The sequence below is a fragment of the Streptomyces sp. NPDC048481 genome, assembly GCF_043200075.1.
Classification (GTDB): domain Bacteria; phylum Actinomycetota; class Actinomycetes; order Streptomycetales; family Streptomycetaceae; genus Streptomyces.
In genome coordinates this window covers 480,936-501,432 of sequence record NZ_JBICXC010000005.1, presented here as the reverse complement: position 1 = coordinate 501,432, position 20,497 = coordinate 480,936, and the positions used below count along the sequence as shown (strand labels likewise).

The window sequence follows — 20,497 nt, the reverse complement described above, 5'->3', positions numbered from 1 at the left end:
ACTCTTGGGTGTGGTGAGCACTGAAAGCACTGACTGGAAGAGCGACCTGCGGCAGCGCGGCTACCGGCTGACGCCGCAGCGCCAGCTTGTCCTGGAAGCCGTGGACACCCTGGAGCACGCGACCCCCGACGCCATCCTCGTGGAAGTGAGGAAGACGGCGTCGGGGGTCAACATTTCGACCGTGTACCGCACGCTGGAGCTGCTCGAGGAGCTGGGGCTGGTCAGCCACGCGCATCTGGGGCACGGCGCGCCCACCTACCATCTGGCCGATCGCCATCACCACATCCACCTGGTCTGCCGGGACTGCGACGACGTCATCGAGGCGGACGTCAAGGTGGCCGCCGAGTTCACGGCCAAGCTGCGTGAGACGTTCGGCTTCGAGACGGACATGAAGCACTTCGCGATCTTCGGCCGCTGCCGGGACTGCGCCCGGGGTTCCGCCGGACCGGGGGCCGGTTCGGTCGGGGGTTCGGCTGCCAGGGGTTCGATCACCGAGTCGTAGGCTTGGGCCCATGAAGAGCCCTCTGCTGTCCCTGCCCGGCGCCGTTCCCGCCGAGGGCGTGGACGAAGACGTAGCCGGTCACTACGGCGACCTGTTCCGTGAGCAGCGCGCGCTGGCCGACGGCGCCGGTTTCGTCGACCTCTCGCACCGCGGGGTCGTCACCGTCTCCGGCGAGGACCGGCTGAGCTGGCTGCACCTTCTGCTCACCCAGCACGTCACCGACCTCGCGGCCGGCCAGGCCACCGAGGCGCTGATCCTGTCCGCGCACGGTCACATCGAGCACGCGCTGTACCTGGTGGACGACGGCGCGACGGTCTGGGCCCACGTCGAGCCCGGCACCCGGGAGGCGCTGCTCGCCTACCTGGAGTCGATGAAGTTCTTCTACCGGGTCGAGGTCGCCGACCGGACGGCGGACACCGCGGTCGTGCATCTCCCGGCCGGGTCGATCACGCCCGTGCCGGACGGCGTCGTCGTCCGTGAGACGGCGTACGGCCGCGACCTGTTCCTGCCGCGCGCCGATCTGGAGCCGTTCGCGGCGCAGGCCGGTCCGCCGGCCGGGATCCTCGCCCACGAGGCCCTGCGCGTCGAGCAGCACCGCCCGCGCCTCGGCTTCGAGACGGACCACCGCACGATCCCGCACGAGCTGGGCTGGATCGCCACGGCCGTGCACCTTCAGAAGGGCTGCTACCGCGGGCAGGAGACGGTCGCGCGGGTGCAGAACCTGGGCAAGCCGCCCCGCCGTCTGGTCTTCCTGCACCTGGACGGCAGCGAGGTGCATCTGCCGCCCGCCGGCACTCAGCTCCGCGTCCGCGACGAGGATCCCGACGGCCGCAAGATCGGCTTCATCACCACGTCCGTCCGCCACCACGAGCTGGGCCCGGTGGCCCTGGCCCTGGTGAAGCGCAACGTGCCGGTCGACGCCCCCCTGATGGCGGACACGACGGCGGCCGCGCAGGAGGTCGTGGTCGAGCCGTAGGACCGGCCCTAGATCTCGATCAGGACGGTGAAGGGGCCGTCGTTGGTCAGGGAGACGCGCATCTGCGCGCCGAACCTGCCCGTGGCGACCGTCGCGCCCAGGGCGCGCAGCCGGGCGACGACCTCGTCGACGAGGGGCTCGGCCACGGGGCCGGGCGCGGCCGCGTTCCACGTGGGGCGGCGGCCCTTGCGGGCGTCCCCGTACAGCGTGAACTGGCTGACGACCAGCAACGGGGCGTCGATGTCGCTGCACGATCTCTCGTCGTGCAGCACGCGCAGCGACCACAGCTTGCGGGCGAGCCGGTCCGCCGTCTCCTTCGTGTCCTCGTGGGTCACGCCGACCAGGACGCACAGGCCCTCGCCGCTGATCCCGCCGACCGTCTCGCCGTCCACGACGACGCTCGCGCCGTCCACCCTCTGCACCACCGCTCGCATGCGGACCATGATGCCGGGTGGGCGTCCGGTCCTCGCGCGGGGCCCATTTTCGATCCTTAAGCCCCTGTCTGGGGCCGTTCGGGGGGACTCGGTCACAAAGCGGCCACTTGGGGTGGCACGATGCTTTCCACACGCCGGTCGAGGGGACGGTTGAGGCATATGAGCACACCGAGTACCGGGCGGCCCGTCACACACCGGCCGCCCGCACAGCGCACCGACGGCACCATGCTGCCCGTCGAGCCTCCGGAGCACGAACTGGCCCGGCTGAGCCTGCCCGAGCTGCGCACCCTGCGCCGGGACGCCCAGCGCGACGAGGCCGATCTCAGTTATGTGCGGCGGCTGTTGCAGGGCCGGATCGACATCCTGCGCGCGGAGCTGGCGCGGCGTTCGCCGTCGGGCGCGGCGTCCGTGGTGGAGCGGCTGTCGGAGATCCTGACCGACGCCCCGGCCCGGCACCGCTCCTCGGCGCGGCACGTCACGCTGGGCACGCCGCACAGCGAGGAGTACCGGCGGCTGGCGGCGGACATGCTGGCCGACGTCGAGCTGTCGGATCTCGACGCGCGCACCGATCCCGAGCTGCACGAGGCGATGGGGCGGCTGGTGCGTTACGAGCAGCAGGTCTCCAGCCGGCGTCAGCGGTTGCAGCGTACGGCCGACGAGTCGGGCGCGGAGATCACGCGGCGGTACCGGGAGGGGGAGGCGCAGGTCGAGGACCTGCTGGTGTGAGGGTGGGGGCGGACGGACGAGAGGGCGCCGCCCGGGGGGTCGACGCCCTGCCGCGAACGCCGGGGCCGGGATGTCCCGGGTGCCCGGACCTGTGCTGACGACGGCTCCTCTCGGCGGGGTGGGCAGGTGGTCCGTCCGTAGCTGAAGCTGTTCGGTTGTGGTGGTGCGTTCGCTGTGAAGTTGTGGCTGTGCGCATGCTGTTCAGTTGTGGCTGTGCGGGCGGTGTTCAGTTGTGGCTGTGCGTCGGCGCCGTGTGCTCGGGCTCCCGGCTCCCCTCCGGAAGGAAGCCCGACCGGCCAACCGTCTGGAAGTTTGACCACGTTGTTGAAGTTGGCAGCCAACTTCTCTGTAGTTATGTCCGCTTGGAAGCGTCCTATAACCATCTCTCTTTGAACTGCCCAAAGATGGCGGGAAGTTGTAGTGTGCGGACGTGGAGACGGAAAATGCCTCCGTCAAGGGGCGGAGGGGAGCGGAGCCGTCGCGGCGCTCCCCTCGCGAGGTGGCCGACGAGCTGCGCGCCCGTATCGCCTCCGGCGTGCTGCGGCCGGGGCAGCGCATGCCCACGCAGGCCCGGCTCGCGGACGAGTTCGGCGTCGACCGCGGCGCCGTGCGCCGGGCCCTGCGCATTCTGCAGTCGGAGCGGCTGCTGACCAACGTCTCCAAGGGGAGCCCGGCGACGGTCGCGGGGCAGCCGGGCCCGCCCGGACCCCCGGCCGGCCCCGGGGCGCCGCCCCAGCCCTCCATGGCGGGCCTGCCGCCCCGCGTGACCGCGGCCTTCGCGGCCGAGCACGTGCAGGTCGACGCCCTCTGTCTGACCGCGGTCTCGCTGACCGCCGCGATCGGCGAACCGGTGCGGCAGATCCACGCGGGGCAGCTGAAACCGGCCAAGATCGACGTCCGCGTCCTGTTGCCCTCCCGGGACATCGACCTCGCCTTCCCGTCGCCGGTGGACGCCTCGGCCACCGCCCGGCTGCAACGCCGCTGGCTGGCCCACCGCAACGCCCAGGGCCAGGTGCTGCGGCACAACCTGCTCACGCTGCGCTCCACGCACGGCATCGACGTGCACGTCACCTTCCGCGCGCTGCCCTTCACCCCGCCCGTCAAGCTGTACCTGCTCAACCGGACGGAGGCGCTGTTCGCCTACTACACGGTCCGGCGGGGGGAGCAGACGGTGGGGCAGGAGAACATGGACATGTACGACGCCGAAGGCACGCGGTCGGTGCTGTTCGCCTTCGAGCGGGGCGCCGGACCGCGTGACACGACGTTCGTCGACCAGTCGCGCCGCTGGTTCGACGCGCTGTGGGACACGATCAGCTCGGATCTGGTCCTCACGAGCTGACGGCTGGCCCGGTGGCCAGGAGGGCGAGGATCACCGCGCCGACCGTGCTGAGGGCGGGGCTCTTGGCCTTGACGCCCACGCTGAGCAGGAGCAGGCCGACGGCGCCGGTGGTGCCGTACTTCCACTGGATGGTCTGCTCGACGCCGACGACGAAGACGGCGCCGAGGAGGGCGAGGACGGGCATGGTGGTTCCCCCCTTCCAGAGTGGGAGCGGGAGGCAAACCTTCCGCCAACTCGCTCAAGTTGGTAACCAACTATGACTATGTTGTCCCCACTTGGCAGCAACTGCTAAACAACTTTCAAACAACTCCCGTCAGATGGATCGGAGTTGTAGCGTTTGGTCGTGACCCAGGAGAACGTGGCAGTGAACGGCAGCAGCAGGCTCTCTCCGCAGGAGATCGCCGACGTCCTGCGCGAGCGCATCCGCGTCGGGGATCTCAAGGCCGGCGACCGGCTGCCCACCCAGGCCGAGCTGGCGGACGAGTTCGGCGTGGAGCGTGGCGCGGTGCGCCAGGCGCTGCGGGCGCTCCAGGACGACGGGCTGCTCGCCGGCGTCAGCAAGGGCAGCCCGCCCCGCATCGCGGAGCCGCCGGCCACGGGCCCCGAGGAGCCCCAGCCCACCATGGTCGGTCTCGCCCCCCGCCTGACCGCGGCCTTCTCCGTCCCGCACGTGCGCATCGACGCCGCCTGCCTCACGGCCGAGAGTCTCATCCCGGCCCTGGGCGAGCCCCTCCGGCTGATCCACGGGGGCCAGTTGAAGCCCGCCAGCATCGACGTCCGCATCCTCCTGCCGTCCCGGGACATCAGCCTCGCCTTCCCGGTCCCGGTCGACGGCCGCGGCGACGACGACCCCGTCCACCAGCGCTGGCTGGCGATGCGCAACGCCCAGGGACACGTCCTGCGCCACAACCTCCAGACGCTGCGCTCGCACGGCATCGACGTCAGCATCACGTTCCGGGCGCTGCCGTTCACACCGCCGGTGAAGCTGTACCTCCTCAACGGCCGGGAGGCGCTGATGGCGTACTACATGGTCACCCGGCGCGAGGAGTCCACCGACACCGGCACCCTCGACATGTACGACGTCCTCGGCACCGAGTCGCTGCTCTTCTCCTTCGAGAAGGCGGCCGGTCAGCGCGACGCCGCGTTCGTGGAGGAATCCCAGAAGTGGTTCGACGCCCTCTGGGAAACCATCACCACGGACCTGACACTCTCCTAGTGACTTCTGAAACGCAGCAGACCCAGCACTCGACCCCCGACACCGAGACCGAGGCGGCGGACTTGCGGGAAGCGATCAGGGGCGCGCGCGTCGTCCTGTGGGACTTCGACGGACCGATCTGCCGTCTGTTCGCCGGGCATTCGGCGGAGAGCGTGGCCGACGGACTGGTGGAGTGGCTCGAAGGCCGGGGCCTGCACCACCTGCTGACGGAGAGCGAGCGGGAGTCGCTGGACCCGCACGTCGTCCTGCGCGCCGTGGACCGTCTGCGTCCCGGCAGCGACCTGGTCGCCGAGCTGGAGGAACGTCTCACTCAAGAGGAGCTGAGAGCCACCGCCACGGCGATGCCCACCCCGTACGCCGACCCGCTGATACGCACCCTCACCGCCCTGGACCTGCGGCTGGCGATCACCACGAACAACTCCCCGCACGTCGTCACCACCTACCTGGCGACCCGCGGTCTCACCTCCTGCTTCGCCCCCCACGTCTACGGCCGCACCCAGGAACTGCGCCACCTCAAACCGCATCCGCACTGCCTCAACCTCGCCCTGCGCGCCACGGGTTCGGCCCCCGGAACCGCCCTGATGATCGGCGACACCCCCTCGGACTTCCTGGCCGCACAGGAGGCGGGCGTCCCCTTCCTCGGCTACGCGCGCAACGAGCGCAAGGAGAAACTGCTCCGCGGAGCGGGCGCGACCCGGGTGGTGTCGTCCTTGGAACCGGTCCTGCAAGCGTTCAGGCGACTGAACACGGGGGTGTGAGCGCCGGAGCTCGATCGCCGGGGCCTTGTGCGGCGGGACGTGAGCGTCGAGGGCGTGTGCGCCGTGGCGCGGCGGGCCCGCACGCGCCACGCAGCCGGCCGTCTGACGGGGTCGCACGTCTGGGGCCGAAGGGCGAGCAGACCCGGCGCGTCCGGGCCGGGCCGGTCGAACGCTTTCCCGGACGAGGAGACCGCCGCCGTCGGCGTCGGGCGCGGCGCCGCGCCCGCCCACCAGGTCGACGGTGGCGACCCCGTCGCCCCCGGGGCGGGTTCGCGCAGGCCCGGCAGGCGCGGCTCGACCCCGTCTCCACCCATCTCGCCCTTTCAGCCGTTCCGGCTGCGCTAGCATGCGTCGAATCGCGCGAGCAATCGCTCCCGTCCATACGTATGAGACAGCGAACCAGCCGGTCTCGGACGGCCTGACGCGGATGAGTGGCACACCACCCATTGGCTCACTTGCATCGCTCCGGTCGCGCGGTCCCTTTACCGTTTGCCCCAACATGCCCAGTGCGAGTATCCGGAGCGGCCAGTGGTCGACCACCTTGTTCCCCCACGTCACCTCGGGGAACGAGCCGCCCAGGACACGTCGGACGTCCTGCGGGCCTTCGTACGGGCGGCGGAGTCCACGCAGGCGTACAGCGGCCACCACAACCGCAACTTCGTTCTGCCGCTGACGGGCGAGGTGGCGCGGCGGCTGCGCCGCGAGCCCGGCACGCCCGTCACCGTGCGGGTGCGCCGCCGGGACGCGCTGCCCGTGGTGATCAGGACGTGGCAGAACGAGGCGGCGATCCTCGACGCCCTCCAGGGCGTGCTGCCGCACGCGCCCGCGTGCCTGGTCAGGACGCCGGACTACTCCGTCCACAGCTATGTGGAAGGCGTGCCGCTCTCCACGATCTGCGGAAACGGTAAGCCTGTCGACACGCTGGTCATGAAAACGCTCGCGGGACTGCTGGCGCAGATGACGCGGGTGCGCCGGGCGGCGCTGCCGCCCCTGCCGGCGTCCTGGCCCGCCGACCACAGCGACAGTCAGGGCTTCCTGAAGGCCCTGGCCCACTGCGCCGACGAACAGATCCGCAAGCCCAACTGGCCCGAATACGGCGGCCTGTTCAAGGCCCTCGGCGTCTCCGGCGACGCTCTGCTCGAACTGGCCGAGCGGGTGCCGGCGATGACCCGGCGGCCGTTCAGCCTGCTCCACGCGGACCTGCACCGGGACAACCTGATCGTCTCCTACGACGGCGACCCGCCGCTCGTCTGCGTCGACTGGGAACTGGCGACCTACGGCGACCCCCTGCACGACCTCGCCACCCACCTGGTGCGCATGCGCTACCCGGACAGCCAGTGGGACGAGGTGATCGACGCGTGGGCCGAGGCCATGCGCGACTGCCGGCCCAGCGCGACGAAGGGCCTCGCCAAAGACCTCCCGCACTACCTCGGCTTCGAGCGGGCGCAGTCCCTCTACGCCGACGTGATGCGGGCCGCGCGGTCCCTTCAGGAGTCGTTCACGCAGAAGTGTCTCGACGAGGCGACGATGGAGGTGGGCCGCGCGCTGCGCCAGGCGGCGGAGCCCCTGCGGCTGAGGAACGTCCCGGCGGACGACGAGATCGGGCGGGCCCTGTTCCGGTGGCTGGCGTCCCGCGGCGACCGCGTGGTGAAGGGCCGCGGCTGGATCACCAAGGCCTTCCGCTGGGAGCCCGATCCGCGGCTGCCCGAGAATCCCCGCTTCCCGTCCTCCGCCGTGCGGGAGGCCCTCCTCGCGGAAGGCGCCGCTCCCGCGCACCGGGTCTTCAAGGGCACCGCCCACCTGAACTCCGTGGTCTGGGTGCAGGGCACGCGCACCGCGGTGGTCGTGCGGCGCAGACTGCCCGACGTGTCCCGCCGGGAGCCGAGGTACCTGAGCGAGCACGCCGTCCTCCAGGCGATCCAGGAGTCACGCGTCCGGGTGGCGGCTCCCGAGGTCCTCGCGCTCGGCGTGAGCTACCCGAACGACCAGCTCAGCGTCCACACCTACGAGGGCACCGACATCGACCGGCCGCCGGTCCATCCGGTGAACGGTCTGCTGCCGCACGAGGCGGACGCGCTCGTCGACCAGCTGTGCGAACTGGCCCGGGTGGACCACGCGTCGATCGATCCCCAGGCCGGACACGTCGACTTCTCCGAGTGGCTGAAGGAACAGCTGGTCGGTCTGGTCCGGGACCTGCCCAAGAGGTCGCTCCAACTGGCGCGGACCCTGGGCCTTCCCGACGAACGGCGCCTGCGCGAGATTTTGTCGGGGCACCGGGTGAGCCGCCGGGCTCCGGCCCTCCTGCACGGCGACCTCAACCCGTGGAACCTGGTGCGCCGCGACGACGCCCTCGCCCTGACGATCATCGACTGGGAGATGGCCCTGGTCGGCGACCCGCTCTACGACCTGGTCCGGCACATGCATCTGACGCCGACGAGACCGGAGATCAGGGAGCGGATGTTCCTGCGGTGGCAGCGCGGGCTGGACCCCCGGTACACCCGGGACTGGGGGAAGGACTGGGTCGTCTACCGGCGGCTCGAGATCGTCCGCTCCGCGTACATCGACCTCGACCGCCTGGCGACCAGGTCGAGCCTGGACGCCCCCAACGTCCGCCGGGCCGTCAACTCCTACGCCGACACCCTCGCGGCGGCCACCGCCTCCCTCGGCCTCACCGTCCCCGCGACGGCGAACCCGTACCTCGCCCGAGCGCTGGCCTAGATCCGGATGTCATGACGACCTGAGCCGGACCGGACCGGAGCGGGCCGGGCCGGGCGTGGCGTGGGCGTGGATCAGTCCGGCCGGGTGTGTGGGCTCGGTCCGGGCCGGGTGGTGGCTCGGAGCGGCGCCCGGCCCCGGGCCCGTAGGGCTCCGGCTGGCCCGCCCCTCAAGGCGGCCGCCGCGCGCCGCCGCGCGCCGTCGACAGCGTCACGTGTGTCGGTCCCGCGCGCAGGGCAGACGGGGCCGTCCTCACGCACGGCTCTGGTCACGCCGATCCGGTGGCCGTCGCCCGTCCAGGCCGCCGCCAGGTTGCGTTGCCGGCGGGGTCCGGCCCCCGCCCGCGCAGGGCAGACGGGCCCCCGTCGGCGCGTGCGGCTGCGTCCGCGCCGTCCTGCGCAGGGCACGCCGCCCGCGCGCACGACCCCCGCCCGCGCCCACGCCCCCCGTCCGCGCTGCCCTGCGCACGCGGGCGCGTCGGTCGCGCCGACTTCGTGGGTGGCCGTCGCCGTAGGCTCGGCCCATGAGTGAGACCGGGCTGCGTGAGCGCAAGAGGCAGCGGATGTGCAGGGCCGTGTCGGAGGTCGCCGTCCGGCTGTTCCTGGAGCGCGGCTTCGACGCGGTCTCCGTCGCCGAGATCGCCGCGGCGGCGGACATCTCCAAGCCGACCCTCTTCCGCTACTTCCCGGCGAAGGAGGACCTGGTGCTGCACCAGATCGCCGACCACGAGCAGGAGTCGGCCCGCGTCGTCGTCGCCGGGCGGGCCGAGGGCGTCGCGCCGCTGGCCGCCCTGCGCCGGCACTTCGTGGACGGACTGGCGGCCGAGGACCCCGTCACGGGCCTCAACGACCACCCTCAGGTGCGGGCCTTCTACGACCTCCTCTACGGCACCCCTTCGCTGGTCGCCCGGCTGTACGGCTACCTGGCGCGTTCGGAGGCCGCCCTCGCCGAGGCCCTCGCGGACGACCTGCCCACCGCCCTCGAAGCCCGGCTGGCGTCCGGCCAGATCGTCGCCGTACGGCGCATCCTCGCCGAGGAGAACTGGCGGCGGGTGGCGGCCGGGGAGCGCCCCGCGGACGTGCGGGCGGACGCGGTGGCCGCGGCGGAGCGGGCCTTCGACGTGCTGGGCGCGGGACTGCCGGGGCTCGCCTGACGCCGTGCGCCGCGGCCGGGCCCGCCGGGTCCGACGCGGGAGACCGACCACCTCGGTAAAAAATGTAACTCGGTAACGTTATTCAGTATCCTGGTCGGTATGACGGCACCCGAGCCAGCCCCTCAGCACGCCACCTGCCCCGACCCGCGTCAGGCCCCCGCCCCGCAGGATCTCGGCGCGGCCCTGCTGCTCGAACGCGCCCATCACGACGCCTGCCGGGCCGCGTTCACCGCCATGGTGGAGGGCGCCGACCTCCAGGTCGTCACCGGCGAGGACGTGTCGGCCTCCGGGGCCGACGCCGAAGTCCTCGGCTACCGGCTGCGCAGCAACGCCAAGGCCCTGCACGAGCTGCCCGAGGGCCCCCTGTTCTTCGGCCGGCTGGACTTCGCGCACGGCACCGGCGGCGAACACGAGGGACTGGCCCAGCACATCGGCCGGCTGCGCATCAGCGAGCACCCGGCCGCCCCGCCCCTCGTCGTCGACTGGCGTGCGCCCGTCTCGCGGGCCTTCTACCAGGCGAGCGCCCGCGACCCGCAGGGCGTCGCCGTGCGCCGCCGGTTCGGCTGGGCCCCCGGCAGCCGGGGCGACTCCGCCGACCTGACCGGCCTGGAGGACGAGCACCTCGGGGCCGAGGCGTCCGTGGGCCAGGACGGAGGCGGAGGAGAGCGCGGGGCAGGGGCCGTCGCGCCCGGGGACGGGCTGCCGGCGGGGGACGGCGGCATCCTCGCCCGCGAGATCGAACGGCCGCGCGTCGGCCCCATGCGGGACATCGCCGCGACCATCCAGCCCGAGCAGGACGACCTCGTACGCGGCGGCCTCGCCGAGTCGGTGTGCGTGCAGGGCGCCCCCGGCACCGGCAAGACCGCGGTCGGCCTGCACCGGGCCGCCTACCTGCTCTACACCCACCCGCGGCGCGTCCAGCGCGGCGGACTGCTGATCCTCGGCCCCAACCGCGCCTTCCTCTCCTACATCGCGGAGGTGCTGCCCGCCCTCGGCGAGACCGGCGTACGGCAGTCCACCCTCCACGACGAGATCGGCCGCCACGGGGCGACCGGAACCGACCCCGACCACACCGCCGCCGTCAAGCACGACCCGCGCATGGCCGAGGTGCTGCGTCGCGCGGTGTACGGGCGGGTGGCGGCCGGGCGGGCCGAGGACCTCTTCGTCCCGGAGGGCTCCTACCGCTGGCGCGTCGGGAGCCGCGCGCTGGCGGAGATCGTCACGGACGTGCTCGCCGAGGCGCCCCCGTACGAGACCGGGCGCGAACGGGTGCGCAGCCGGATCGTCCGCCGGGTCCAGGAGCTGGCCGAACGCCGGAGCGGGCCGCGCCCGGCCGCCTGGACCCGCCGGGTCGAGCGGGCGCGGCCGGTGAGCGCGTGCGTGGAAGCGGTGTGGCCGAAGCTGCGCCCCGAGGAGGTCGTCGCCGGCCTCCTCACGGACGCCGAGGCGCTGGCCCGGGCCGCGGAGGGACTGCTGGACCCGGACGAGCAGCGCGCCCTGCTCTGGCCGCGCCCGCCCCGCTCGCCGAAGTCGGCGCGCTGGTCGGCGGCCGACCTCGTCCTGCTCGACGAGGTGGCCGGCCTCCTGGCGCACCCCCGCGGATACGGGCATGTCGTCGTCGACGAGGCCCAGGACCTCTCGCCGATGGAGTGCCGTGCCGTCGCCCGCCGGGTGCGCTTCGGCTCGCTCACCGTCCTCGGCGACCTGGCACAGGGCACCACCGCGTGGGCGGCGTCCTCGTGGCGGGTGCAGATGTCCCACCTGGGCAAGCCGGACGCCACGATCGTCCCGCTGACCATGGGGTTCCGTGTTCCGGCCGCCGTGCTCGCCCTCGCGGGACGGGTGCTGGACCGCCTCGACGTCGACGTGCCGCGGGCCGGCTCGCTGCGCCGGGACGGCGAACTGCGCGTCCGGCGGGCGCACGGCGACCTGTCCGGCGCGGTCGTCGCCGCCGTGCGCGACGCGCTCGCCCACGAGGGCTCGGTCGGCGTCATCGCGGCGGACCCGCAGGCGGCCGCGGTCCGCGAGGCGCTCACGGCGGCCGGCCTGCCGTCCTGCGGCCCGGACGACCCCGCCGCCCGCGTGACGGTCGTCCCGGCGACCCTCGCCAAGGGCCTGGAGTACGACCATGTCGTCGCCGTGGAACCCGCGGCGGTCGCGGAGGCCGAGCAGCGCGGCCTGAACCGCCTCTACGTGGTGCTCACCCGCGCGGTGACCCGCCTGGAGATCGTCCACGACCGTCCCCTGCCCTGGGAGCGGTGAGCCCTTGTGGTGCGCTCCGCGTGGCTCTTCGGGGTTACGCCGGACGGGTGGCGGGGCGCGGCGCATGCTGGGCGGTGATGCTTCTCTTCCTCGACGTCGACGGGACGCTGATCCCGTTCGGGGGCACGGCCCCGCACCCCGAGTACGGGCCGCCCTCGCCCGCACACCCCCTGCTGCCCCGCCTCGACCCGTCCCTCGGACCCCGGCTGCTCGCGCTGGGCTGCGAGCTGACCTGGGCCACGACCTGGGGGGACGAGGCGAACACGCTCCTGTCGCCCCGGCTCGGGCTCCCGGCGCTGCCGGTGGCCGCCTGGCCGGACGAGGACACGTCACCGGCCGAACCACCGGTCGACGGCGTGCACTGGAAGACGCGTCCTCTGGTGTCCCTGGCGGCGGGCAGGCCGTTCGTCTGGCTCGACGACGAGATCACCGACGCCGACCGCGCCTGGGTGGCCGCCCGTCACCCCGCTCCGGCGCTCCTGCACCGCGTCCGCCCCGCGCACGCCCTGCGCGCCGCCGACCTCGCGGCGGTGGCGGAGTGGATCGCGGGCCCGGCCGGGCGGACGCCGCTGTCGGACCCGGCGTCTATCTTCTCGCCATGACATCGATAGACCTCGCTCCGTTCGATCAGGCATGGGACCGGTTCGAGTCGTGGCTGGCCGCCCGGTCGCCTGCGGATCACGCCGCGCTCCGTCCGCCGGCGACGTCCGCCGAACTCGCCGAGCTGGAGCGGCGGCTGGGCTTCGCCCTGCATCCCGAGCTGAGACGGCTGCTGGAGCGGCACAACGGTGTGGTCGAGCCCGAATGGAACAGGGGATCCGAGCAGGGCGTCTTCCCGGCCGGCAACATCCTGCCGCTGGGCCACCGGCTCGCCTCGACGGCGGAGATCGCGTCGAGGCACGAGATCCTCGTGGACGTCGCCGAGGACAACGACGAGGCCGATCTGTGGGACGAGGAGGACGTCGCCGGTCATCTGGGGCTCTGCGTTCCGTTCGCGCTCCCCAACGACGGAGGGGTCGCGTTCGTCGACCACCGGCCGGGGCCCACGTACGGGCACGTGTACGAGATGGGGATCGGCTCCGGCGATCTGGAGGGCACCCTCTGGGGCGTGAGCCTGACGGAATTCGTCGGCGCCGTGACGGACGCTCTGGAGACGGGCAGCCCGTTCCTTTACTACTGGCCGGTCACCTTCGAGCACGCCTCCGGCAGGACCTGCGTCGAGTGGGACGTCCGCTCGTAGAGCGCTCGTGGACCGCTCAGGCGGGCGTCACGCCGGTGGGGCCGGGGGCGGCCGGACGGGCGAGTCTGGCGCCGACGGCGTCGAGGACCCAGTCCAGGCCGGTCGCGAAGGACGTCTGCGCGTCCACGTCCGTGCCCTCGTGCACGGCCCTGGCCAGCGCCGGGAAGCGGCCCGTGGCGAGCATCCTCGTCACATGGGGGCCGCGGGCGCGCTGCCAGTCGCGCTTGGACAGGCCCGTGGCACGCTCGGCCCGCAGGTTCGCGATCTCGCGCCTGATCGCGCCGGTGAAATAGGCGCCGACGGTCTCCACGGCGCGCATGACGGTGTCGACGTCGGCGAGACCGTCGAGGGCGGCCAGCGTGGCCTCGGTGACGGCGAGGCCGTTCGGGCCGAGGCTCGGGCGGCCGCCGAGCAGGTCGGCCAGCCATTCGTGGCGGAGGGCGGCCTGCCGGGTGCGGTGGGCGAGGCCGCTCAGCGCCTCACGCCAGTCGCCGGGCTGCTCCTCGGGGAGGATCTCGGCCTGCACCGCGTCCACCATGAGGTCGAACAGCTCCTCCTTGGTGGAGATGTATCCGTACAGCCGCATCGGCCCCGCGTTCAGCCGGGCGGCCACCTTGCGCAGCGACACCGCCTCCAGCCCGCCCGCGTCGGCCAGCGCGACGGCGGCCGCGACGATCCGCTCCCGGTCGAGCGGCACGGGGCGGGTCGGCGGCTCCGGCCGGTCCCAGACAGTCATGGCCACACCGTACTCTTGTGATACGTCGTCTTACGTCAATACAGTGTATCGACATGAGACATCGCATCGCCGTGGTCGGCGGCGGACCGGGCGGCCTCACCCTCGCCCGTGTCCTGCACCGCCTCGGCCACCCGGCCACCGTCCTCGAACGCGACCCCGCACCCGACGCCCGCCCTCCGGGCGGCTCGCTCGACCTGCACGAAGGGCTGGGCCGGCTCGCACTGGAAAAGGCGGGAGTGCTGGCGCGGTTCGAGGAACTGTGCCGCCCCGAGGGGCAGGCCATGCGCATCCTGGACGCCGCCGGGAACGTGCTGCGCGACTGGCGGCCCGGCCCGGACGAGCGGGCCAACCCCGAGATCGACCGCGGGCAACTGCGCGACCTGCTGCTCGGCCCTCTCGACGTCCGGTGGGGGCGGGGCGTGACGCACGTGACGCCGGAGCCGGGGGCCGGGAGCGGCGCGCGGGTCCACTTCGCGGACGGACGCCAGGAGACGTTCGACCTCGTCGTCGGCGCGGACGGCGCCTGGTCCCGGACCCGCCCGGCGGTCTCCGCGGTGACGCCCCACTACACCGGCATCACCGTCGTCGAGACCTCCCTCGACGACGTCGACACCCGCCACCCCGGCCTCGCCCGGCTGATCGGCGACGGCTCCGTGGCCGCGTACGGCGCGAACCGGAGTCTGGTCGCCCAGCGCAACAGCGGCGGCCACGTCAAGGTGTACGCCCGGTTCCGCGCGCCGCTGGACCGGCACGCGCACCTGGACCCGGCCGACTCCGAGGCCGTGCGGTCGAGTCTGCTGGCCCTGTTCGACGGCTGGGCCGATCCCGTCCTCGACCTCCTGCGCCACGGCGCCGCCTTCGCCCACCGCCCCCTCCACGTGCTGCCCGTGGGCCACTCCTGGACCCACGTCCCCGGAGTGACGCTCCTGGGCGACGCCGCCCATCTGATGCCCCCGCTGGGCGTGGGCGCGAACCTCGCGATGCTGGACGGCGCCGAACTCGCCGAGGCGCTCGCCGCCGCCGCGAGTCCCGCGGACCTCGACCGCGCCGTCCGCGCCTTCGAGGAGCGGATGTGCGCACGAGCAGCCAAGTGGGCCCGTATCACGACGGCCGGCCTGGAACGCCTGGTGAGTCCCGACCCCGCCGAAGCCCTGGCCCAGTTCGAAGAGGTCCAACCGTCCTGATCGCTCCTCACGCCACCTTGATGACCACCTTGCCCGCCGAGTGGCCGTTCTCGACCGTGGCGAGGGCGGCCGGGGCGTCGGAGAGCGGATGGACCGCGGTGATCACGGGTGCGAGGAGTCCGTCGAGCGCCAGCCGGGCCGACCGTTCCAGGTTCTCGCGGTCGACGCGACGCTCGACGAAGCGCCCACCGAGACCGGGCACCGACATGTCACCGACGGCGATGACGTCGCGGGGATGCCGGGCCAGCGGAGCGACCGTCCGCAGCGAGGCGCCTCCGGCCAGGTCGACGATCCCGTCGAAGCCGTCCGGAACCAGCTCGCGTGCCGCGGCGGCGACGTCCTCGGCGGTGTAGTCGACGAACCGCACCCCGACGGCCTCGGCGTACTCGCGTTTGGCGGTGCTCCCGGTGCCGATCACACGCAGCTCGCGCCCGACGGCCAGCCGGGCGACGGCGAGGCCGACCCCGCCTCCGACTCCGTTGACCAGGACCGTCGCGCCGGCCGGGAGGCCGAGCTGGTCGAGCACGTCCACCGCGGTCGTCCCGGCCACCGGCAGCGTCGCCGCCACGGTGGCGGACAGACCCTCCGGGATGCGCGCGGTGTTCGGCGCGGACAGCACCGTCGTCTCGGCGTAGGCGCCGCCGCCGGTGAGCGCGAAGCCGAAAACCGCGTCACCCACCGCGAGGCCGTCGACGTCCTCGCCCAGCGCGAGAACGGTTCCGGCCGCCTCCATGCCCAGCACGCGGGGAAACGGACGCCCGCCGTCGAGCCCGTCGACCCGCCCCGAGCGCAGAAGGTGGTCGAGGGGGTTCACGCCGGCGACGTCGACCCGGATCAGCACCTCGCCGCGACCGGGGACGGGATCGGGACGCTCGAAGAACTCCTGCACCTCGGGCCCGCCGTACCTGCCGAAACCCCACGCCTGCCCCATTTTCCGCCCCTCTCGTACGACCGGCCCGGTGCTTCCGGGCGCTGCCGCCATGCTCACTTCTGACATCGATGTGAGGGGCAAGCGGCTGAGAGGCGGATCACAGCATCAGGCCGGCCGCGCCGCCGCTTCCGGGGCCGCGGCCAGCTCCGCCCGGTGTCGGCTGTTGGCCCTGATCAGCACGTCGAGCGCCTGACGGGTCTCGGTCAGGTGCGCGATGTCGGCGTCGATCCGGTCGCGCTCGCGCGTCATCGCCGTGAACGTCTCCTCGGCGACGTCCAGATCGCCCGGGACGTCCACACAGGGCAGCACGGTCACGATCACCCTGCTGGACATACCCGCGTCGAACAGCTGCCGGATGAGGGACACGCGCTGGACGGCGGCATCGGAATAGTGACGCTGCCCCGCGCCGGAGCGTGAGCTGGTCAGCAGGCCCTGCTCTTCGTAGTACCGCAATGAGCGCGGGCTCACGCCGGTGCGCCTGGACAACTCGCCTATCCGCATCCAGGGAGCCTACGCTCGCCCGCCCCGGCTCAAGCCCACCGCCGAACCAGGGACGCTCGCGGACGATCCCACGGCCGCAGGGTCGTCGTCCCGGTCCAACGGGGTTCGCCGTGCTCCCCCCGAGTGGTGTGGCGCACTTTTGCAAGCGGGTGCTTGCAATAGTTAGCGAAGGTGTTGCAAGGTGGAGGCATGGCATCGCTCAACGTCGGCAATCTCGGCGAGTACCTGCGCGAGCAGCGGCGCACCGCGCAACTGTCGCTGCGGCAGCTCGCCGACGCCGCCGGGGTGTCCAATCCGTATCTGAGCCAGATCGAGCGCGGGCTGCGCAAGCCGAGCGCGGAGGTGTTGCAGCAGGTCGCCAAGGCGCTGCGGATCTCCGCCGAGACGCTGTACGTGCGCGCCGGCATCCTCGACGCGGAGCGGGACGGAGAGGAGCGCCGACGGGAGGAGTCGACCCGGGCGGTCATCCTCGCCGACCCCGCCCTCACCGAGGCGCAGAAGCTGGCGCTGCTCCAGATCTACGAGTCCTTCCGCAAGGAGAACGGGTTCGGGAGCGACGACCGCGGCCACGGCGGCGCGGAGGCCCGGGCAGGGGAGAGCGACGCCGGCCCGCAGCAGACGGCCGGTTGACCGGACCAGGGGACCGGCCGCACCGCTGCGGAACCGCACCACCCTCGGCCGAGGGCGACGTGGACGCACTCGACGCGATCGAGGCGTCCGCCGTACTCGGCCCGCACGACGCACACGACGCACACGACCTGTACGACGAACGTCATTCCGGGAGGACCCTCACCATGGCCATCACCGACGACCTGCGCAAGACCCTCAGCGACCCGACTCCGCTCTACTTCGCCGCGGGCACCGCCGACCTGGCCCTCCAGCAGGCGAAGAAGGTGCCCGGCCTGGTCGAGCAGCTGCGCTCCGAGGCCCCGGCCCGTTTCGAGGCCGTCCGCAACACCGACCCGAAGTCGGTGCAGGAGAAGGCCAACGCCCGCGCCAAGGAGGCGACCGCCCGCGCCAAGGAGGCGCAGGAGTCCCTCCAGTCCAAGGTCACCGACTTCATCAGCAGCCTCGACGGCGACATCAAGAAGCTCGGCAGCACCCTCGATGCCGACCTGAAGAAGCTCGGCGAGTCCGCCCAGGACCTCGCGCTGCGCGGTGTCGGCGTCGCCGCCGAGTACGCCGTCAAGGCCCGTGAGACCTACGAGAAGGTCGCCGAGCACGGCGAGCAGGCCGTGCGGACCTGGCGCGGCGAGGCGGCCGAGGAGATCGAGGAGCTGGCGATCGCGGTCGAGCCCGACGCCGCGCCGAAGCCCCAGCCGAAGACCGAGCCCGCCCAGGCGAAGGAGACCGCCGCGCCGAAGCCCGCTCCGGTCGCCGCCGTCACCGTGCCCGCCGCCGAGGCGAAGAAGCCGGCCGCCAAGAAGGCTCCGATGCGCAAGCCCGTCGCGAAGAAGACCCCGCCGCCCGCCAAGTGAGACCGGCGGCCGCGACGGACACGGCGAACAGCGACATACGGTCACGGGCCGGGCACTCACACGGTGCCCGGCCCGTTGTACGGGTAGCGGCAGGGCGGTTGCGGGTACCGTGACCGCGTAGGACGAGCAGATCGAGTCGAGTCGAGTCGACACGTCGAATCAGGTGGTGGGCGTTGTGCTGATGGCAGGCTTCGCGGGGCTGATGTGGCTGCTGTACCTCGCCATGCTGATCCTCGCCGTGGTGGCCCTGGTGATGGCGGCTGTCTTCCGCGACGACGCCTACCGCGCCGCCGACAAGCAGAACAAGGGCTTCTGGCTGATCATCCTGGGCATCGCCGTCGCGGTGAACCTGCTGGTGCCGATGCTCTTCCTGCAACTCGCGGGCCTCGTCGCCACGATCGTCTTCTTCGTGGACGTCCGCCCCGCCCTCAGGCAGGTCTCGGGCGGCGGCGGCTGGGGCCGCAGGCGCGGCGGAAGCAGCAGCGACGGCCCCTACGGCCCGTACAACGGCGGACGCTGACCCGGCCGGAGCCCTCCCTCCGTCAGTCAGGAGACCGGGCCCTCCGCCGAGACCGGGCCCGGCGGGGCGGATCTGCGGAGAGCACCGCTGTCGGGTGAGCCGAGAGCGCCGTGGACGGGACTGCCTGCCGTCGGGTCCGCCGGGGGCGGGCCCGCTATCGGCGTCGCTCAGGGCGCCCGGTCCAGCAGGACGACCGCCACGTCGTCCGTCAGCTCGCCCCCGTTGAGTTCACGCACCTCGTTCACCGCGGCCCGCAGCAGCGCCTCGCCGGTCAGTCCCTCCGACAGCTGCCGGCGGATCATCTCCACCATGCCGTCCTGGCCCAGCCGCTCCCGGCCCTCGCCGATCCGGCCCTCGATCAGGCCGTCGGTGTACATCATCAGGCTCCACTCGGCCCCCAGCTCGACCTGCGTCCGGGGCCAGCGCGCACCCGGCAGCAGCCCGAGGGCCGGACCGTTGTTGTCATGGGGGAGCAGCCGCGCGGGCCGGTCCGGCCGGGCGATCAGCGGCGCGGGGTGGCCGGCCAGGCACAGGCCCGCCCGGCGGCCGTCCGGCGCGATGTCCACCGTGCACAGCGTCGCGAAGATCTCGTCGTCGTCGCGTTCGTGCTCCAGCACCTGCTGCAAGGTGTTCAGCAGTTGGTCGCCGCACAGCCCGGCCAGGGTCAGCGCCCGCCAGGCGATGCGCAGCTCCACGCCGAGCGCCGCCTCGTCCGGGCCGTGCCCGCACACATCGCCGATCATGGCGTGCACGGTGCCGTCCGGTGTGCGGACGGTGTCGTAGAAGTCTCCGCCGAGCAGCGCGCGCGAGCGGCCGGGGCGGTAGCGGGCGGCGAAGCGCAGCAGGGAGCCCTCGAGGAGCGGTGTGGGCAGCAGGCCGCGTTCCAGCCGGGCGTTCTCCTGCGCACGCAGCTTGCCTTCGGCGAGCCGCCGTTCGGCGGTGTCGGAACGTTTGCGCTCCACGGCGTAGCGGATCGCGCGGCTCAGCAGCCGGCCGTCCAGCTCGTCCTTGAAGAGGTAGTCCTGGGCCCCCACGCGCACCGCCTCCGCGCCGCGCTCGGCGTCGCCGGACGCGGTGAGCGCGAGCACGGCGTGCCGGGGCGCGAGCCGCAGCACATGGCGCAGCACGGCGAGTTCGTCGTCCCCGGCCGCCGCGGAGGCGCGTCCCGGGGCGGGCAGCGCGAGGTCCAGCAGGATGCAGTGGACGTCGTCGGTCAGCAGCCGCTCGGCCTCGGTGAGGTTGCGGGCGGCGCGCACGCGGATCGGCCGGTCGTCCGAGTCGCGCAGATCGCGGACGAACGGGGCGGCCGTCGGGTCGTCCTCGATGAGGAGCAGGGTGAGGGTCGTGTGGGCGGTCGCGCCCATGGCGGCGGCGCCCGCGTCGGCGCCGGCCGCGTTCCCGCCCGCCGGGCTCGGGGCGGGGGCGCTCACGCCTGTGGTGCTCACGCCATGGTGGACGCCGTCGGCGGGCGTGGCGTTGCGCGTCGGGTCGTTCCCGGCCGGCGTCGCCTCGTTGCGGCCGGTGTCTTCGGTGCGGACGGTTTCTTCCTTGGAGGGACCGCCGACTGCGGGCGCGGAGTGCGCCTGACCACTCTCCACGGCCGGAATCGCTCTCTGCCGCGGTACGGGTACGGGCATCGTCTTGGGTTCCTTCCCTCCCCCCGAGGGCTGGCGGGGGCGAGGGACCTCGACCCACCGACCGGGACCATAGCGGCAGAAGGCGTCGCAACGGAATGGTGTGGGACACCCAGCTTGAGCTCTGGCCACTGTCATATGCCGCGTTCCGTACCGCAGTTGGGCAGGGCGGGAATCGGACAGGGATGACGA

General features: G+C 72.9%; 21 protein-coding genes. 15 read left to right on the top strand and 6 right to left on the bottom strand.

The window, feature by feature from the left end:
- The first annotated feature begins 10 nt into the window (after positions 1-10).
- Together ACGFSH_RS19175 and ACGFSH_RS19170 are read left to right on the top strand one after the other, a co-directional pair.
- Positions 11-502 carry a Fur family transcriptional regulator gene (locus ACGFSH_RS19175; RefSeq protein WP_393349917.1) on the top strand — a complete coding sequence of 164 codons (492 nt, stop codon included), beginning with the start codon at positions 11-13 and terminating at the stop codon, positions 500-502.
- A 10-nt stretch (positions 503-512) separates the two neighbouring features.
- Complete coding sequence (locus tag ACGFSH_RS19170) at positions 513-1,478, top strand: YgfZ/GcvT domain-containing protein (RefSeq protein WP_393349916.1); 966 nt, start codon at positions 513-515, stop codon at positions 1,476-1,478.
- Between the two features lie 8 nt (positions 1,479-1,486).
- Here the strand turns inward: ACGFSH_RS19170 and dtd are convergent, their stop codons facing one another.
- Positions 1,487-1,912, bottom strand: coding sequence for a D-aminoacyl-tRNA deacylase (dtd, locus tag ACGFSH_RS19165; protein ID WP_393349914.1), 426 nt, complete (start codon positions 1,910-1,912; stop codon positions 1,487-1,489).
- Between the two features lie 159 nt (positions 1,913-2,071).
- On the opposite strand from dtd, the gene ACGFSH_RS19160 reads away from it, so the two are divergent.
- Complete coding sequence (locus tag ACGFSH_RS19160; RefSeq protein WP_393349912.1) at positions 2,072-2,638, top strand: aerial mycelium formation protein; 567 nt, start codon at positions 2,072-2,074, stop codon at positions 2,636-2,638.
- A 430-nt stretch (positions 2,639-3,068) separates the two neighbouring features.
- The gene (locus ACGFSH_RS19155) at positions 3,069-3,977 is read left to right on the top strand and encodes a winged helix-turn-helix domain-containing protein (protein ID WP_393349910.1); all 909 of its coding nucleotides are present in this window, start codon (positions 3,069-3,071) and stop codon (positions 3,975-3,977) included.
- Here the strand turns inward: ACGFSH_RS19155 and ACGFSH_RS19150 are convergent.
- On the bottom strand, positions 3,967-4,161 hold the full coding sequence (locus ACGFSH_RS19150; protein WP_393349908.1) for a hypothetical protein: 195 nt from the start codon (positions 4,159-4,161) through the stop codon (positions 3,967-3,969). The genes ACGFSH_RS19155 and ACGFSH_RS19150 overlap by 11 nt on opposite strands.
- Positions 4,162-4,314: 153 nt before the next feature.
- Here ACGFSH_RS19150 and ACGFSH_RS19145 point away from each other — a divergent pair, with 153 nt between their 5' ends.
- The 7 genes from ACGFSH_RS19145 (at position 4,315) to ACGFSH_RS19115 (ending at position 13,321) form a co-directional block, all read left to right on the top strand.
- Entirely contained in the window at positions 4,315-5,193 is an 879-nt protein-coding gene (locus ACGFSH_RS19145) for a winged helix-turn-helix domain-containing protein (protein ID WP_393349906.1), read from the top strand.
- The gene (locus ACGFSH_RS19140; protein WP_393349904.1) at positions 5,193-5,951 is read left to right on the top strand and encodes an HAD family hydrolase; all 759 of its coding nucleotides are present in this window, start codon (positions 5,193-5,195) and stop codon (positions 5,949-5,951) included. Before ACGFSH_RS19145 ends, ACGFSH_RS19140 begins: the two co-directional genes overlap by 1 nt.
- Before the next feature lie 594 nt (positions 5,952-6,545).
- Positions 6,546-8,669, top strand: a complete 2,124-nt coding sequence (locus tag ACGFSH_RS19135) for a phosphotransferase family protein (RefSeq protein ID WP_393350072.1) — start codon at positions 6,546-6,548, stop codon at positions 8,667-8,669.
- A 520-nt stretch (positions 8,670-9,189) separates the two neighbouring features.
- Complete coding sequence (locus ACGFSH_RS19130) at positions 9,190-9,819, top strand: TetR family transcriptional regulator (protein WP_393349902.1); 630 nt, start codon at positions 9,190-9,192, stop codon at positions 9,817-9,819.
- A 99-nt stretch (positions 9,820-9,918) separates the two neighbouring features.
- Positions 9,919-12,081 (top strand): HelD family protein, encoded by a 2,163-nt coding sequence (locus ACGFSH_RS19125; RefSeq protein ID WP_393349900.1) that lies wholly within the window; start codon positions 9,919-9,921, stop codon positions 12,079-12,081.
- Between the two features lie 77 nt (positions 12,082-12,158).
- Entirely contained in the window at positions 12,159-12,683 is a 525-nt protein-coding gene (locus ACGFSH_RS19120) for a hypothetical protein (protein ID WP_393349897.1), read from the top strand.
- A complete protein-coding gene (locus ACGFSH_RS19115) occupies positions 12,680-13,321 on the top strand; it encodes an SMI1/KNR4 family protein (protein ID WP_393349894.1) in 642 nt (213 codons plus the stop codon). The genes ACGFSH_RS19120 and ACGFSH_RS19115 overlap by 4 nt, the downstream gene beginning before the upstream one ends.
- A gap of 16 nt (positions 13,322-13,337) precedes the next feature.
- Here the strand turns inward: ACGFSH_RS19115 and ACGFSH_RS19110 are convergent, their stop codons facing one another.
- Positions 13,338-14,057, bottom strand: a complete 720-nt coding sequence (locus tag ACGFSH_RS19110) for a TetR/AcrR family transcriptional regulator (protein WP_393349892.1) — start codon at positions 14,055-14,057, stop codon at positions 13,338-13,340.
- 53 nt (positions 14,058-14,110) lie between these two features.
- Between ACGFSH_RS19110 and ACGFSH_RS19105 the strand changes: the two genes are divergently transcribed.
- Positions 14,111-15,241, top strand: a complete 1,131-nt coding sequence (locus ACGFSH_RS19105) for an FAD-dependent oxidoreductase (protein ID WP_393349890.1) — start codon at positions 14,111-14,113, stop codon at positions 15,239-15,241.
- Positions 15,242-15,248: 7 nt separating this feature from the next.
- Here the strand turns inward: ACGFSH_RS19105 and ACGFSH_RS19100 are convergent, their stop codons facing one another.
- Together ACGFSH_RS19100 and ACGFSH_RS19095 are read right to left on the bottom strand one after the other, a co-directional pair.
- Complete coding sequence (locus ACGFSH_RS19100; RefSeq protein ID WP_393349888.1) at positions 15,249-16,172, bottom strand: NADP-dependent oxidoreductase; 924 nt, start codon at positions 16,170-16,172, stop codon at positions 15,249-15,251.
- A gap of 105 nt (positions 16,173-16,277) precedes the next feature.
- The gene (locus ACGFSH_RS19095) at positions 16,278-16,673 is read right to left on the bottom strand and encodes a MerR family transcriptional regulator (protein ID WP_393349885.1); all 396 of its coding nucleotides are present in this window, start codon (positions 16,671-16,673) and stop codon (positions 16,278-16,280) included.
- A gap of 189 nt (positions 16,674-16,862) precedes the next feature.
- Here ACGFSH_RS19095 and ACGFSH_RS19090 point away from each other — a divergent pair, with 189 nt between their 5' ends.
- The 3 genes from ACGFSH_RS19090 (at position 16,863) to ACGFSH_RS19080 (ending at position 18,671) form a co-directional block, all read left to right on the top strand.
- Positions 16,863-17,303: a helix-turn-helix domain-containing protein gene (locus ACGFSH_RS19090; protein WP_393349883.1), complete on the top strand. Its 441-nt coding sequence runs from the start codon at positions 16,863-16,865 to the stop codon at positions 17,301-17,303.
- 164 nt (positions 17,304-17,467) lie between these two features.
- On the top strand, positions 17,468-18,151 hold the full coding sequence (locus ACGFSH_RS19085) for a hypothetical protein (RefSeq protein ID WP_393350070.1): 684 nt from the start codon (positions 17,468-17,470) through the stop codon (positions 18,149-18,151).
- Positions 18,152-18,332: 181 nt separating this feature from the next.
- Positions 18,333-18,671, top strand: coding sequence for a DUF2516 family protein (locus tag ACGFSH_RS19080; RefSeq protein ID WP_285894327.1), 339 nt, complete (start codon positions 18,333-18,335; stop codon positions 18,669-18,671).
- A 167-nt stretch (positions 18,672-18,838) separates the two neighbouring features.
- Here the strand turns inward: ACGFSH_RS19080 and ACGFSH_RS19075 are convergent, their stop codons facing one another.
- Entirely contained in the window at positions 18,839-20,308 is a 1,470-nt protein-coding gene (locus ACGFSH_RS19075) for a PP2C family protein-serine/threonine phosphatase (protein WP_393349881.1), read from the bottom strand.
- Positions 20,309-20,497 lie beyond the last annotated feature (189 nt).

Bases quoted from the DNA above. Each gene is read 5' to 3' on its own strand.
- ACGFSH_RS19170 (WP_393349916.1), top strand. From the start codon at position 513: ATGAAGAGCCCTCTGCTGTCCCTGCCCGGCGCCGTTCCCGCCGAGGGC.
- dtd (WP_393349914.1), bottom strand. From the start codon at position 1,912: ATGCGAGCGGTGGTGCAGAGGGTGGACGGCGCGAGCGTCGTCGTGGAC.
- ACGFSH_RS19160 (WP_393349912.1), top strand. From the start codon at position 2,072: ATGAGCACACCGAGTACCGGGCGGCCCGTCACACACCGGCCGCCCGCA.
- ACGFSH_RS19150 (WP_393349908.1), bottom strand. From the start codon at position 4,161: ATGCCCGTCCTCGCCCTCCTCGGCGCCGTCTTCGTCGTCGGCGTCGAG.
- ACGFSH_RS19130 (WP_393349902.1), top strand. From the start codon at position 9,190: ATGAGTGAGACCGGGCTGCGTGAGCGCAAGAGGCAGCGGATGTGCAGG.
- ACGFSH_RS19125 (WP_393349900.1), top strand. From the start codon at position 9,919: ATGACGGCACCCGAGCCAGCCCCTCAGCACGCCACCTGCCCCGACCCG.
- ACGFSH_RS19120 (WP_393349897.1), top strand. From the start codon at position 12,159: ATGCTTCTCTTCCTCGACGTCGACGGGACGCTGATCCCGTTCGGGGGC.
- ACGFSH_RS19115 (WP_393349894.1), top strand. From the start codon at position 12,680: ATGACATCGATAGACCTCGCTCCGTTCGATCAGGCATGGGACCGGTTC.
- ACGFSH_RS19110 (WP_393349892.1), bottom strand. From the start codon at position 14,057: ATGACTGTCTGGGACCGGCCGGAGCCGCCGACCCGCCCCGTGCCGCTC.
- ACGFSH_RS19105 (WP_393349890.1), top strand. From the start codon at position 14,111: ATGAGACATCGCATCGCCGTGGTCGGCGGCGGACCGGGCGGCCTCACC.
- ACGFSH_RS19100 (WP_393349888.1), bottom strand. From the start codon at position 16,172: ATGGGGCAGGCGTGGGGTTTCGGCAGGTACGGCGGGCCCGAGGTGCAG.
- ACGFSH_RS19095 (WP_393349885.1), bottom strand. From the start codon at position 16,673: ATGCGGATAGGCGAGTTGTCCAGGCGCACCGGCGTGAGCCCGCGCTCA.
- ACGFSH_RS19090 (WP_393349883.1), top strand. From the start codon at position 16,863: ATGGCATCGCTCAACGTCGGCAATCTCGGCGAGTACCTGCGCGAGCAG.
- ACGFSH_RS19085 (WP_393350070.1), top strand. From the start codon at position 17,468: ATGGCCATCACCGACGACCTGCGCAAGACCCTCAGCGACCCGACTCCG.
- ACGFSH_RS19080 (WP_285894327.1), top strand. From the start codon at position 18,333: ATGGCAGGCTTCGCGGGGCTGATGTGGCTGCTGTACCTCGCCATGCTG.
- ACGFSH_RS19075 (WP_393349881.1), bottom strand. From the start codon at position 20,308: ATGCCCGTACCCGTACCGCGGCAGAGAGCGATTCCGGCCGTGGAGAGT.